13 protein-coding genes are annotated in these 13,639 nt (G+C 62.0%); 9 read left to right on the plus strand and 4 right to left on the minus strand.

Annotated elements, in window-relative coordinates; genetic code table 11:
• Positions 1-28 precede the first annotated feature (28 nt).
• From CQ020_RS09805 to holA, 4 genes are all read left to right on the plus strand, one after another.
• On the plus strand, positions 29-1,012 hold the full coding sequence (locus tag CQ020_RS09805) for a DegV family protein (RefSeq protein ID WP_374955187.1): 984 nt from the start codon (positions 29-31) through the stop codon (positions 1,010-1,012).
• A gap of 72 nt (positions 1,013-1,084) precedes the next feature.
• The gene (locus CQ020_RS09810) at positions 1,085-1,930 is read left to right on the plus strand and encodes a helix-hairpin-helix domain-containing protein (RefSeq protein ID WP_105691681.1); all 846 of its coding nucleotides are present in this window, start codon (positions 1,085-1,087) and stop codon (positions 1,928-1,930) included.
• A 43-nt stretch (positions 1,931-1,973) separates the two neighbouring features.
• Positions 1,974-3,659 carry a ComEC/Rec2 family competence protein gene (locus CQ020_RS09815; protein WP_105691682.1) on the plus strand — a complete coding sequence of 562 codons (1,686 nt, stop codon included), beginning with the start codon at positions 1,974-1,976 and terminating at the stop codon, positions 3,657-3,659.
• Positions 3,578-4,594, plus strand: a complete 1,017-nt coding sequence (holA, locus tag CQ020_RS09820; protein WP_105691683.1) for a DNA polymerase III subunit delta — start codon at positions 3,578-3,580, stop codon at positions 4,592-4,594. The genes CQ020_RS09815 and holA overlap by 82 nt, the downstream gene beginning before the upstream one ends.
• A gap of 157 nt (positions 4,595-4,751) precedes the next feature.
• Here holA and rpsT read toward each other — a convergent pair whose 3' ends face one another.
• Both rpsT and CQ020_RS09830 read right to left on the minus strand, forming a co-directional pair.
• Positions 4,752-5,012 carry a 30S ribosomal protein S20 gene (gene rpsT, locus CQ020_RS09825; protein ID WP_024816801.1) on the minus strand — a complete coding sequence of 87 codons (261 nt, stop codon included), beginning with the start codon at positions 5,010-5,012 and terminating at the stop codon, positions 4,752-4,754.
• A 178-nt stretch (positions 5,013-5,190) separates the two neighbouring features.
• Entirely contained in the window at positions 5,191-5,733 is a 543-nt protein-coding gene (locus CQ020_RS09830; protein WP_105691684.1) for a type II toxin-antitoxin system PemK/MazF family toxin, read from the minus strand.
• 159 nt (positions 5,734-5,892) lie between these two features.
• Between CQ020_RS09830 and lepA the strand changes: the two genes are divergently transcribed.
• Entirely contained in the window at positions 5,893-7,746 is a 1,854-nt protein-coding gene (gene lepA / locus CQ020_RS09835; protein WP_024816799.1) for a translation elongation factor 4, read from the plus strand.
• Entirely contained in the window at positions 7,747-8,976 is a 1,230-nt protein-coding gene (gene hemW, locus CQ020_RS09840; protein ID WP_105691685.1) for a radical SAM family heme chaperone HemW, read from the plus strand.
• A gap of 73 nt (positions 8,977-9,049) precedes the next feature.
• Here hemW and CQ020_RS09845 read toward each other — a convergent pair whose 3' ends face one another.
• Positions 9,050-9,463, minus strand: coding sequence for a DUF4870 domain-containing protein (locus tag CQ020_RS09845; RefSeq protein WP_105691686.1), 414 nt, complete (start codon positions 9,461-9,463; stop codon positions 9,050-9,052).
• Positions 9,464-9,585: 122 nt separating this feature from the next.
• On the minus strand, positions 9,586-10,437 hold the full coding sequence (locus tag CQ020_RS09850; protein ID WP_105691687.1) for a DUF3097 domain-containing protein: 852 nt from the start codon (positions 10,435-10,437) through the stop codon (positions 9,586-9,588).
• 191 nt (positions 10,438-10,628) lie between these two features.
• Between CQ020_RS09850 and hrcA the strand changes: the two genes are divergently transcribed.
• Genes hrcA through CQ020_RS09865 form a run of 3 tightly spaced genes read left to right on the plus strand, consistent with a single transcriptional unit; the run spans position 10,629 to position 13,590 of the window.
• Positions 10,629-11,636, plus strand: coding sequence for a heat-inducible transcriptional repressor HrcA (hrcA, locus tag CQ020_RS09855; RefSeq protein ID WP_105691688.1), 1,008 nt, complete (start codon positions 10,629-10,631; stop codon positions 11,634-11,636).
• 50 nt (positions 11,637-11,686) lie between these two features.
• On the plus strand, positions 11,687-12,814 hold the full coding sequence (gene dnaJ, locus CQ020_RS09860) for a molecular chaperone DnaJ (RefSeq protein ID WP_105691689.1): 1,128 nt from the start codon (positions 11,687-11,689) through the stop codon (positions 12,812-12,814).
• A 2-nt stretch (positions 12,815-12,816) separates the two neighbouring features.
• The gene (locus CQ020_RS09865) at positions 12,817-13,590 is read left to right on the plus strand and encodes a 16S rRNA (uracil(1498)-N(3))-methyltransferase (protein ID WP_105691690.1); all 774 of its coding nucleotides are present in this window, start codon (positions 12,817-12,819) and stop codon (positions 13,588-13,590) included.
• Positions 13,591-13,639: the final 49 nt, after the last annotated feature.

The following is a 13,639-nucleotide window of genomic DNA, read 5'->3' on the forward strand; positions in this document are numbered from 1 at the left end:
GCGGCCGGCCATCATCTTTGGAGGTCGCGTGCCTGAGCGAGAACCACCCGCATGGATTTGGCTCAAGGAAAGAGTGGCGCGTCTCCGCCAGCCCACCGCGCCGGTTGCTGTCGCTGACGTGCCATTGGCCGCCGTCGTCAAGACCGCAATCGTCACAGATTCCGCAGCTGCCCTCCCTCCGGATTGGGTGTCAGCCTTCACTGCCGACGGACGCCTCGCTGTTGTCCCCATGCCTGTCATGGTTGGGACTGAAATCTACGGTGAGGGCGAAGACGACATCACCCAAACGCTGTCGCTGGCTCTGGCCTCTGGAGCATCAGTGAAAACGTCACGGCCTTCACCTGGCCAGTTTGAACAGGCGTACCTCGCTGCCCAGCGCCAAGGTTTCGAGTCCGTGGTGTCCATCCATATTTCTTCCGAGCTCTCCGGGACCGCCGACGCCGCAAGGTTGGCTGCCGCAAGGGTTACCATTCCGGTCGAAATAGTTGACTCTCGCACAGTGGGAATGGCTCAGGGAATGGGCGTTCAGAGTGCCGTCGTAGCGGCAGCCGATGGCCAGGGAGCGGCAGAAGTCCGCGGCTTCGCCGAAAAGCGCATGGAGCGCACCAAGGTCTACTTCTACGTACCCAGCCTCGAACAATTAAGGCGCGGCGGCCGTATTGGCGCGGCAGCGTCCTGGTTCGGTACCGTCCTGGCCATCAAGCCCATCCTGGCGGTCGACGGCGGCAGGATCGTACCGCTGGAGAAGGTCCGGTCCGCTGTACGCGCCATAGCCCGCCTTGAGGAGATCGTCGCCGACGACGTAGCCTCCCGCCCCGCCGGTCAGCAACGATTGGCGGTGCACCACTTTGGCAATCAGCTGGAAGCCGAAGCGTTGGCAGCCCGCCTGAAGGAAAAATTCCCGGACTGCCCTCCACCCCAAATCAGCGCCCTCCCGGCTGTTCTGGCGGCACATGCCGGATTGGGTGTACTCGCAGTCATCGTGGGGGAGAGCAGCACCCCTACGGGCTGATCCTTTGGTCCCTTATCCACATAGAGCATCTTGTCCCCGTCGTTCCCGATGGAGGAGCCATAGGCTCGAGAGATGCCACGCCGGAACCGGGAAGCCTCCCAAGATGCCGCAACGCAGGCAGCCCGGCAGCGCTTTGCCTCGCATCTGAGCACCCGCCCTCAATCCCCACCGCTCTTGGAGCTGCCCCCCGAGCCTGGCCCTGTCCCTGAGGATTCAGATCCGGAAAGTCATGCGGGTCACGCACGGACACGGTGGAGGACCCCGTGGCGGGTTGCTGCCTTGGTGGCCATCGTCGGGGTTGGCATCATTGCCTGGCACTTTTGGCAGTCTTCTGTTGGGCAGCCAAGTTCCGAACCCCTCAGTCCTTCGTTTTCTTCCGGCCCGGCAGTAACTTCCGGGCCAGCAGTGCCGGAGCCCCCGGTATCTCCGCAGCCAGAAGCCACAGGGACCGGCGGGAGCGTGGTGGTGCACGTCGCCGGTGCTGTGCAGAAGCCTGGGGTCGTTTCCCTGCCGCTGGGCAGCAGGGTCTTTCAGGCAATAGATGCAGCCGGGGGTGCTGGGCCCAACGCGGAACTCAATGGACTTAATCTTGCTGAGGTGCTCAGTGACGGCGTCAAAATTCACGTACCGGTGATCGGGGAGATGCAACCTGAACCCGCCCCGGTTGCCGGCGGTTCTGGTAGCTCCGGTGGGAGCGCGGCCCCTGCGGCTAAAGGGGCGAAGGTCAACATCAACACTGCGTCGCTGGAAGAACTGGGCACTCTGCCCAGAATCGGGCCCGTGACTGCACAAGGAATCATTGACTGGCGGAAAGAGCATGGCTCCTTTGCCTCGGTAGATGAACTTGACGCCGTGGACGGCATTGGCCCCAAGCTCATGGAGTCCCTCAAGGATCTGGTGACGGTGCAGGGTGGTTGAGCCGGCGGGGGTGCCTGCTCTTTCGGGAGGCTCACCGTCACCAATGCGCGCGGATTTGAGGCTGGTCCCTTCTGTTCTGGTTACGTGGTCCGTTGCTCTTGTCGGGTCCTTGATCGACGCCGCATGGTCCGCAGCGCTGGCAGGAATCTTGGGTTTGGCGGGGCTCCTGCTGCTGGCAAGGGCGCGGCGTTATGGGGCAGCCGCGCAACGGACGAGAACGATTTCTGCAACCCTTGCTTTGGCAGGTGTCCTGGGTGCGGCAGTGGCTGTTAGTTGTGCTGTCACGGCCAACACGCAGGAAACGGGGCCGCTGGCTGAAGCTGTGGCAGGGGGAAGCGGTGTCCTCATTGAAGTGCAGATCACCGGAGCTCCTGTTGAGGTCCCTGTGCCGGGGCACACCGCTGGATCTCGATGGTCCGTTGCTGCGGCTTTGGTTGAAGTCACCTCCAAGGGTTCCGTGACGCAAGGCTCCGCGGACGTGATGGTGATCGGTGGAAATGGCTGGCAAAACGTGCGGCCCGGGCAGCACGTCAGAACGTCGGGAACGCTGAAGGCTGTACGGGAAGGACAAATGCAGGCGGCACTTCTGTCCGCTTCCTCTGCTCCGGTCGTCATCGGCTCTGCTTTTGATGTCCGGCAGTCCGCCTTCGATGTGCGGAGGCAATTCGTCGCCGCGTCGGGGTGGTTGCCGGCGGACCCGGCCGGTCTGATGCCAGGGATGGTCACCGGAGATACGAGCGCGCTGCCTGAAAGCCTCGAGGCAGATATGAAGACAACGGGAATGACACATTTAACTGCGGTCAGTGGCGCCAACTGCAGTTTAGTGCTGGGAGCGTTCGTCCTCTTGGCGAGATGCATCAGGTTGACGCGGCCGCTGGCCGGAGCTTTTGCGGCATGCGGTCTGACGGCTTTTGTTGTCATGGTCGGTCCTGATCCGAGTGTTCTACGAGCGGCTGTCATGGGGACCGTAGGGCTGGCTGCCTTGGTTGGCGGCTTGCGGGGTCGATCCCTGACCTTCCTCTGCCTGGCCACCATCATGCTGTTGCTGCTTGATCCAGGCATGGCTGCAAATGTTGGGTTCCTCCTGTCCGTCCTGGCAACCTTGGGTATCGTCTTGCTGGCCAGCCGTATGGCGTCATGGATACCTTCGATCGTGCCGCGCTGGCTGGCCGCCGGATTCGCCGTACCGCTGTCCGCCCAATTGCTGTGTGGCCCCGTCATCGTGGCCCTCCAACCGCAGTTCACTCCGTACGCGCTGATTGCCAACGTGGTGGCTGGCCCATTGGTAGCGCCGATAACGATTTTCGGAACTGTAGCCGTTCCGCTGGCGGTAGTCTTTCCGTGGCTGGCGGTGGTGCCCGTCGCTGTGGCAGGGGGATGCGCAGGCGCTGTGGCTGGGGTGGCCCGGTTCTTCGCCCATTTGCCCGGGGCGGCCCTCCCTTGGGCCGAAGGTCCAGCTGGGGTGTCGGCCATGGTGGCCCTTTCGCTCATATCCCTCCTCCTGGTTTGGATGGTCCTGCATCCGGCAGGAGTGAAGTATCACGTCTTGGCGTTTCATCGCGGGGTAATGCTGATTCTGGAGCGCGGACCAAGGCGTAGACATGGCAGACTTGAAGCCTGCAAGAAAACGTCCGGAAGGAACCACCTGTGGCTGCTGCCCAAAACACCCGGGCCAAGAGCGTCGCGGCGAACAACGTCAGCTGGCGGGATGCGACGCCGGCCGCCGTAGTCCTGATCATGGGCCCTGAAGAGTACCTGGGTATCCGTGCCATGGATGGCATCCGGAGCCACGTAAGAACCGCTACACCGGACGTCGAGCTCAGCCGGTTGAATGCGGGCTCCTACGAGCCCGGCTCACTGGCTATGGCCGTCACGCCGTCTCTCTTCGGGGAAGACAAGCTCATTGAGGTTGAGGGTCTTGAAGCCATGAACGACGCTTTTCTGGCCGACGGATTAGCCTACCTTCAGCATCCGGACCAGGACGTTGTCCTCGTCCTGCGCCATGCCGGGGGAGTGCGTGGTAAGAAGCTGCTCGATGCCGTGAAGTCAGCCGGCTGGCCCGTCATTGATTGCCAGCCACTGAAGAAGGACTCGGACAAAACCGCATTTGTCGTCTCTGAGTTCAGGGCCGGTGGGCGCCGCATCGAGGGCGAGGCTGTCCAGGCGTTGGTGAATGCGGTGGGCGCCAACCTCTCAGAGCTCGCTGCCGCCTGCAATCAGCTCATCGCCGACGCCACCACTGCTGTCACAGCTGAAACCGTGGAGCGCTACTACGGTGGCCGGGTGGAAGCCACAGCCTTCAAGGTGGCCGACGCTGCCATGGCGGGCAACGGACCGGTGGCATTGTCCACTCTGCGTCACGCCCTGGCCACAGGCGTTGATCCGGTTCCTTTGGTTGCGGCACTCGCGGCCAAGCTGAGGACCTTGGCCAAGGTTGCAGGTGCAAATGGATCTCCTGCCACCATTGCCAAAAACCTGGGGATGCAGCCTTGGCTTGTGGAGCAGGCACAGCGTGACGTGCGCCGTTGGACTCCCGAGGGTCTGATCCGCTCCATCCAAGTCATCGCAGAAGCGGATGCCCAGGTGAAGGGCGAGTCACGTGACCCCGTCTACGCAGTGGAGCACGCGGTCACGGTGATAGCCACCTCGGCCAGCCGCCGTTGAGGTCACTCAAGGGTGATATCGCCGAACGTTGATATCGCCCAACGTTGAGACGCGCAGCGCTGACTTCCCGGCTAAACAAGGCATTGCTTGTTAAACCCAAAGGCCGGCACCCAAGGGGTGCCGGCCTTTTGATCAGCTCAGTCGAACTGGAAAAACCTTAGAGTGCGTTGACCTTCTTGGAGATCGCCGACTTGCGGTTTGCAGCGTTGTTCTTGTGAATAACGCCCTTGCTGACAGCCTTGTCCAGCTTGCGGCTGGCAGCAACAAGTGCAGTTCCAGCAGCATCCTTGTCGGCAGACTCAACGGCGGTGCTGACGGCGCGGATGGCCGTCTTCAGCTCAGACTTGACGGCGTTGTTACGCAGGCGAGCCTTCTCGTTGGTGAGGATGCGCTTCTTCTGGGACTTGATATTAGCCACGTATGAACTCTCTTTTTAATGCGGAAATGGTCTAGAGGGTTTTCAGGTTGGCCATCGACTGAGCGGCGTGGGGATGCCTATGGCAGCCAACCATGCGTGGCCGTCGACCTGCACGGACACACAGCTATAAAGGATAGCAGAAAGTCAGAGCCCGCGCAGGTCTGAGGGCTCAGCATCGCTATCGCCGCTCTTGAAGGGCCCGGACTACTTCCTGGAACTTCGACTTTCCCAGGACTGCGCCCTCGCGACGGACAGCCTGGGGATCCAGGCGGATGACGCGGTCGACGTTGATCTCACTTGGCCTGCCTTGCCGATCCCAGGAACCAGCGCCGATATCAACGTAGTCTCCAGCCCTGCTGCCGTTGTCGTGGTCCTGGGACGTCAACATGAGCCCTAAAAGCCACGTGCCGTCCCGACCAACCAGAAGGACGGGCCGGTCCTTGCCTTGCGTGTGGTCCTCTTCGTAGGGGACCCAGCTCCACACGATCTCCCCGGGATCCGGCTGGCCATCCGGCTTGGGGGAGTAGTTGACTTTGACCGAACCGCGATAGTCGCCCGGGTAGGACCCGGATTGAGGCCCGACGGCAGTCCGCCCGGTTCGCTGGCTGGAAGGGACCTGCCTGGACGTGCCTGACGGTGTTCCGGCTTTGGTGGCGCTGCCTCGGAGTGCCCTGAGTGATCGCAGGAGAAGTTTGCCCACGGGGCGCAAGTCGAAAGCCATGTGACAACGCTACAGCCGGATGCTGCCAAAGCCGGAGGCGCAATGTACGGCGAAGCGCCGGTTCATGGGAGACTAGAGGATCAGATGCGCGGCGTGTTCCGGCTGGCCTATGCCCGGTTCCAGGAATTGCCGCGCGAGTGTCGACAGTAAGGATCCTGCGTGTCTCCCATGGCCCGCACCGCACCGGTGCCCGCCGCTACAGATCCGGCCATCATCCGGAACTTCTGCATCATTGCCCACATTGACCACGGTAAGTCCACCTTGGCCGATCGCATGCTGCAGTACACCGGCGTCGTTAGCAAACGCGACATGAAGGCCCAGTATCTGGACCGCATGGATATCGAACGTGAGCGCGGTATCACCATCAAGTCCCAGGCTGTCCGCATGCCATGGGAACTTGATGGCAACAGCTACGCGCTGAACATGATCGATACCCCTGGCCACGTCGACTTCACCTATGAGGTTTCCCGCTCCCTGGCCGCTTGTGAAGGCGCTGTGCTGCTGGTTGATGCGGCCCAGGGCATTGAGGCCCAAACCCTTGCCAACCTGTATCTGGCAATGGAAAACAACCTCACCATCATTCCTGTGCTGAACAAGATCGACCTCCCGGCCGCCCAGCCTGAAAAGTATGCGGCAGAGCTTGCCAACCTCATCGGTGGCGATCCCGAGGACGTCCTCAAGGTTTCCGGCAAAACCGGAGTAGGCGTCGAGGCGTTGCTGGACAAGATTGTCCGCGATCTCCCTGCCCCGGTTGGCGATCCCAACGCTCCGGCCCGCGCCATGATCTTCGACTCCGTCTATGACACCTACCGCGGCGTGGTGACCTACGTCCGTGTGGTGGACGGCATGCTCCATCCGCGTGAACGTATTCAGATGATGTCCACCCGGGCAACGCATGAGCTCCTGGAGATTGGTGTCAGCTCCCCGGAGCCCACGCCGTCCAAGGGTCTCGGTGTGGGCGAGGTGGGCTACCTGATTACGGGTGTTAAGGATGTCCGCCAGTCCAAGGTTGGCGATACTGTCACTAACCTTGCCAAACCGGCGTCGGAGTCGTTGAGCGGTTACGCCGACGCCAAGCCGATGGTCTTCTCGGGTCTTTACCCGTTGGACGGCACGGACTACCCGGTACTCCGTGACGCCCTCGAAAAACTGATGCTCAACGATGCCGCGCTGGTTTATGAGCCAGAGACGTCCGCGGCACTGGGCTTCGGTTTCCGCGTAGGATTCCTGGGGTTGCTTCACCTCGAGATCACGCGTGAGCGCCTCGAGCGGGAGTACAACCTTGACCTCATCTCCACTGCTCCCAACGTGGAGTACGAGGTAACCCTCGAGGACAAAAAGGTTATCCACGTGACCAACCCCAGCGAATACCCCACGGGCAAAATCTCCGAGGTCCGCGAACCGATGGTGTCCGCAACCATTCTGGCGCCCAATGAATTCGTGGGTTCCATCATGGAGCTGTGCCAAAGCCGGCGCGGCCAGATGCGCGGCATGGACTACTTGTCCGAGGACCGCGTGGAGCTTCGCTACTGGATCCCGCTGGCAGAGATCGTGTTCGACTTCTTCGACCTCCTGAAGTCCAAGACCCGCGGTTACGCCTCGCTGGACTGGAAGGCCGACGGCGAGCAGGTGGCTGACCTCGTCAAGGTGGACATCCTGTTGCAGGGCGAGCAAGTGGACGCCTTCAGCGCCATCACCCACCGCGATAAGGCCTACGCCTACGGCGTGATGATGACCGGGAAGCTCCGGGAGCTTATTCCGCGGCAGCAATTCGAGGTGCCCATCCAGGCCGCCATCGGATCCCGCATCATTGCCCGCGAGAGCATCCGGGCCATCCGCAAGGACGTTCTTGCCAAGTGCTACGGCGGTGACATCACGCGTAAGCGCAAGCTGCTCGAGAAGCAAAAAGAAGGCAAGAAACGCATGAAGATGGTGGGTCGCGTGGAGGTGCCCCAAGAGGCATTCATCGCAGCCCTGACCACCGATGAGTCCAAGGACAAGGCCAAGAAGTAAATGCCCAGCGTCCTACCTTTGGGCGACCCGGCACCTGCGGACGGCATCTTGCCTCCGCAGGTGTTGGCAGGCGTCGAGCACCGTAAGTTCGGGCTCTATGTCCACATACCATTCTGCGCAGTACGTTGTGGCTACTGCGATTTCAACACCTACACAGCCACGGAGCTCGGTGGTGGCGCCTCTCAGGACGCGTACGCTGCTACCGCCGTCACTGAATTGGACTTCGCCTCGCTGGCGCTGGACGCCTCCGGACTGCCCAGACGTCCCCTCAGTACCGTCTTCTTTGGTGGTGGCACTCCCACTCTTCTCCCGGCAGAAGACCTGGCTGGGATACTGAAGGCCGCCATCGGCCACTGGGGCCTTGAGCCCGGCGCCGAAGTCTCTACCGAGGCCAATCCTGATTCCGTGACTCCTGAATCCCTGAAGATTCTGGCCGATGCAGGGTTCACCCGGGTCTCTTTTGGCATGCAGTCAGCCGTCCCGCACGTTCTGAAAGTCCTGGACCGCACCCACACGCCGAGCCGAGTGCCCCTTGTGGTGCAGTGGGCGCGTGAGGCCGGCCTTGCCGTGAGCCTGGACCTCATCTACGGCACCCCCGGAGAGTCCATGGCTGACTGGCAGTTGTCCCTTGAAACGGCGTTGTCCTACCAACCTGACCACATCAGTGCCTATGCGTTGATTGTGGAGGACGGCACCAAACTCGCCGCCCAGATACGTCGCGGTGAGGTACCGGGCATTGATGACGACGACCACGCCTCCAAATACGAGCTGGCAGACAGATTGATCTCCGAAGCGGGCCTGAACTGGTATGAGGTCAGCAATTGGTCACGGACACCGGACCAAGCTTGCCGTCACAATCTTGCCTACTGGCGGGGAGATGATTGGTGGGGCATCGGGCCCGGCGCACACTCCCACGTCGGAGGTGTCCGGTGGTGGAACGTCAAGCACCCCACGGCGTACGCCTCAAGGCTCGGTAACGCAAGCTCTCCGGCTGCCGGGCGGGAAACTCTCGACGCCGAAACCCGGGAAGTCGAGCGCATCATGCTTGAGGCCCGGCTCGGCACGGGATTGTCCGTGGATGCCTTGGGCGCGATCGGACGGCACGCGATGGCAGGCCTCATTGCTGACCAACTGGTGGACCCTGTACAGGCGTTCAAAGGCCGCCTCGTCCTGACGCTGAAGGGTAGGCTCCTGGCTGACGCCGTAGTCCGAAGGATTCTGCCAGACTGACCGCACATTACTGCGCGGCTGACTGACAGGTGCTACCTGACCGAGCGGCCGCCCTGACAGGGCGGCCGGTGAGTTACTTGATCCAGCGCAGGTTGATTTTGTATCGGTGAGGCTGTCCGTGGTTTACACGGATGCCTGCCGAGACGGAGAAACACGTCAGGGCCACCCAGATTGCGGTGGCAATGACGGCGAAGATGTTTCCCACCACGGGCAGCAGGACCAGGACATTGGCCAGAACAGCGGCGATGGTGGGAGGCAGTGTGAAGTTCAGCGCTTCTTTGGATTCCTGCGCGGTGAACGGTCCGCGATCCCGGAAAATCAAGTAGATCAAAAGAGACGGCAGGCATCCCAGGATGCCGCCAAAGTGGGCCAGGGTAGCCCATTGCCTGTCCTCGCCGGCCGTCAACGGGAGTGCGTTGGCAGGCGCGCCGTGGTACTGGGGCCGGCCTGCGGCGCTGCCCGGTTCTTCAGGAGCGTTATCTGCCACGGTGTCTTCCCTTTGCTGTAAAGATGCTGCGGTGTTGCTGTCCCAGAATACCGGCCCCAACAGACTTCCCCGGACCAAAGCCACTTTGACACGGTACTTGCTGATACTTGCGAGCCTCCATCTCAGGGAACCGTCAAGAAATCAATGACCTCTTCGACGCGACCCAACAACGATGCCTCAAGGTCGGCATATGTGCGGACGGCACCCAGGAGTCGTTGCCAGCCCAAGCCTACGTCCTCAGCGGTCTCGTGCGGCCAGCCGAAGGCAGTGAGGATTCCCGTCTTCCAATCGATCCCGCGAGGCACGGCGGGCCACGCGTCAATGCCCAGGACCTTGGGCCGGATTGCTTGCCAGACATCCACGTAGGGGTGTCCAACAATGAGGACGTTTCCCGCAGCTCCGGGCACTGTCATGGCGTCGGCGGCGATGCGGGACTCTTTGGAGCCGGGCACAAGGTGGTCCACGAGGATGCCAAGCCGGCGGCCTGAACCGGGATTGAAGTCGGCGATGGCGGACTTCAAATCATCAACGCCATGCAGTGGCTCCACCACGATGCCCTCCACTCGCAGGTCGTCTCCCCAGACCTTCTCTACGAGCTCGGCGTCGTGTTTTCCTTCCACCCAGATGCGGCTGGCCTTGGCTACTTGCGCCCGTTGTCCCTGGACCCTCACGGATCCTGAAGCCGTCCGGCCGGACGGAACGGTGGACGCGGCGGGGCGCGGGGCGGGAGGCATCAACCGTATGGCCTGCCCTTCAAGCAGGAAGCCAAATCCCAGTTGGAACGATTTGGTCTTTCCCCGCCGGTCTTCAAGGGACACCACGTGCATGCCGCCCGATTTCTCTACACGCGTGACTTCGCCCACCCAGCCCGACTGCACGTCCTCGAGGACCATCCCCCGTTGGACGGCTACTTCCGGCAATTGTTTTTTGGCTGGAGCGGACAGATCCTGCGGACCCCAATTGTTCAAAGCCAAGGGATTCCTACCTTTTGTGCTGGTTTATGGTGCGGGCCGAAGCCGGCCGCGGCAGGTTTCAATGCTAACAACGGGGTGGCTCATACTAGACTTGTTAGCACTTGGGCATGTTGAGTGCTAAGTGTGGAGTCCTGGGGTGATCCCGCGTTGACCGGTCGGAGCGACCATGGCAGTCGTCAGGAGGTGGTGCTATGAGTGAGCCGCGCAAGCTCGAAGTGCTGCGTGCCATCGTTGAGGACTACGTACACTCCAGGGAACCTGTGGGGTCGAAAGCCCTCGTGGAGCGGCACCATCTTGGCGTTTCCAGCGCCACCATCAGAAATGACATGGCGGTCCTGGAAGAAGAAGGCCTGATTGCGGCGCCCCACACCAGCGCAGGGCGAATTCCCACCGATAAGGGCTATCGCCTCTTCGTTGACCGCATTTCGCAGGTCAAACCGCTCTCCGCAGCCGAACGCAGGGCCATCCATTCGTTGCTCGAGGGCCCGGATGATGTTGAAGATATCCTGGAGCGCACTGTAAGGCTCTTGTCGCAACTGACCAATCAGGTCGCCGTCGTGCAGTACCCGCATTCCAATCGCGCTTTGGTCCGTCACGTGGAATTTGTCCAGTTGGCCCCTCAACAGGTGCTGGTGGTCCTGATCGCGGACACCGGCAGCGTTGGGCAGAAGGTGATCGACGCCGGCTCTGACGTCAGCAATGAGGCCTTGATGCTTCTGAGGTCCCGCTTCCTTGGCAACATTGCCGGCACCCAACTGGCTCTTTTGCCACAAGTGCTTCCGTCCGTAGTGGCCCTGTGTCCGCCGGAGCTCCGCAGCCTGGCCCAGACGTTGGCCCAGGGGCTCCAATCGTTGAGTGACACCAGCCGCGAAGAGCGCATCCTGATGGCGGGAACGGCAAACCTGGCCCGCTCCAACGTGGATTTCCCCCTGAGCATCGGCCCGGTGCTGGAAGCCCTTGAGGAACAAGTTGTCATGCTCCGGTTGTTGTCTGACATGGGGGATGATCCCCGTGGCGTCACCGTGAGCATTGGACGTGAAAATCCATACGACGGCTTGGCGGAGGCCTCCGTCGTAGCTACGGGATATGGCTCCGGTGCGAAGGTGGGAATTCTTGGTCCCACCCGCATGGACTATCCCACCACCATGGCAGCCGTTCGCGCCGTGGCCCGTTACCTATCCCGCATCCTCGGCGGCTGAACGCCGGTCCGAGGAAACATCCGCAGTACAACAAGGAAGAGATACCGACTTTGAGCAGCCACTATGACGTTTTGGGAGTCTCGCCGGAAGCCACCGGGGAAGAGATCAAAAAGGCGTACCGCAAGTTGGCGCGGAAACTGCACCCTGACGTAAACCCCGGTGAAGATGTGGCCGAACAGTTCAAGGCCGTGACGCACGCCTACGAGGTACTGTCCGATCCCCAGAAGCGACGCGTATACGACGCCACGGGCAATGAGAACGGCACGGACAACGGTTTCGGTGGCGGCTACGCCGGCCAGGGTTTCGCGTTCCAGGACATCTTCGACACCTTCTTTGGTGGAGGCGGCGGCCACGGGGGACCAGCCTCCCGTGTTCGTCGCGGCCAGGACGCGCTGATCAGCGTCCGCATCGACTTGAAAGACGCCGTGTTCGGCGTCAACAGGAAGCTCGAAGTGGACACTGCCGTGACTTGCCCCACCTGTGATGGCAGTTGCTGCCGCCCCGGCACTCACCCGGAACGCTGCGACATTTGCGGTGGCAGCGGCCAGGTCCAGCGCGCTGTCCGTTCCATCCTCGGCCAGGTCATGACCACCGCACCTTGCGGATCCTGTGAAGGCTTCGGCACGGTCATCAAGGACCCCTGCAACGAGTGCAACGGGCAGGGCCGCATCCGCAGCCGCCGTTCCCTCACCATCAAGGTCCCGGCCGGTGTCGCCACCGGTACGCGCATCCAGCTGTCCGGGCAGGGTGAAGCAGGACCCGCAGGCGGCCCAGCCGGCGATCTCTATGTGGAGATCAGGGTCAACAACGATTCCATGTTCATGCGTGAAGGTGACGACCTCCACGCCACCCTGAGCGTGCCCATGACCGCTGCAGCACTGGGTACGGAGCTGCAGCTGGACACCTTCGACGGCGCACAGCACCTGGATGTGAAGGCCGGTACCCAATCCGGAGAAGTCATTACCCTGCGCGGCCTGGGTGTTACGCACCTCCGGGGCTATGGACGCGGTGACCTCAAGGTGCACTTGCACGTGGAGACCCCAACCAAGCTCGACCCCGCCCAGGAGGAACTCCTGCAGCAGCTCGCCAAGCTGCGGGGTGAGCAGTTTACCGAGGGAAAGCTTGTGGCCAGCGGCGGAATGTTCGCGAAGCTTCGGGACAAGCTCGGTAATCTGTAGCGGTGAGCAATCCGGTTTTCTTTACACCGGCGGGCAGCCTTGACCAGCTGATCCCCGGGTCCACGTTTGTGTTGGAAGGTGCCGAGGCCCGCCATGCAGTCACCGTCAAGCGGTTGGCTGTGGGCGAGCCCGTGGATATAGCTGATGGTTCGGGCATGCGGTTGACCGGCACGGTGGTTGACGCCGGTTCCAGCGCCCTGACTGTGAAGGCATCCGAGGTAATCCTCGAGCCCCAACCGGAGGTCCGGCTGGTGCTGGTTCAGGCCCTGGCTAAAGGCGATAGGGACGAACTCGCCATCGAGACTGCCACGGAGCTGGGAATAGACGCCGTCATTCCGTGGCAGTCTGAACGGGCAATAGTGCGTTGGAAGGGTGAACGGGCCGCCAAAGCGCATGCCAAATGGCAGTCGGTGGTCACTGCAGCAGCCAAGCAGGCACGGCGTGCTTGGATTCCTGAGGTGCGGTCCATTGTGGACACCAGCGCTTTGGCGAAGGCCGTCGCCGCCGCTGACTTGGCCATCATCCTCCATGAAGACGCCAAGAATCCCCTGCGGACGGTCCTCGAAGAGTCAATGGTGATCCGGACTGGAGACGAAGGGACCCCTCGCGAGGTCCTCTTGATCGTTGGACCGGAGGGTGGGATTTCACCGCGGGAGGTAACGCGGCTCAGTGACGCGGGAGCCGTGACGGCACTCCTGGGTCACCACGTCTTGAGGTCGTCGACGGCGGGACCTGCCGCCGTCGTTCTTGCCAGTGACGTTCTGGGCCGCTGGTAGTCAGCCCCCGCAGGTATCCGACATCGCAGCAATCCGGCCCCGCCGTTAT

Source organism: Arthrobacter sp. MYb23 (assembly GCF_002979775.1).
Taxonomy (GTDB): Bacteria; Actinomycetota; Actinomycetes; order Actinomycetales; family Micrococcaceae; genus Arthrobacter.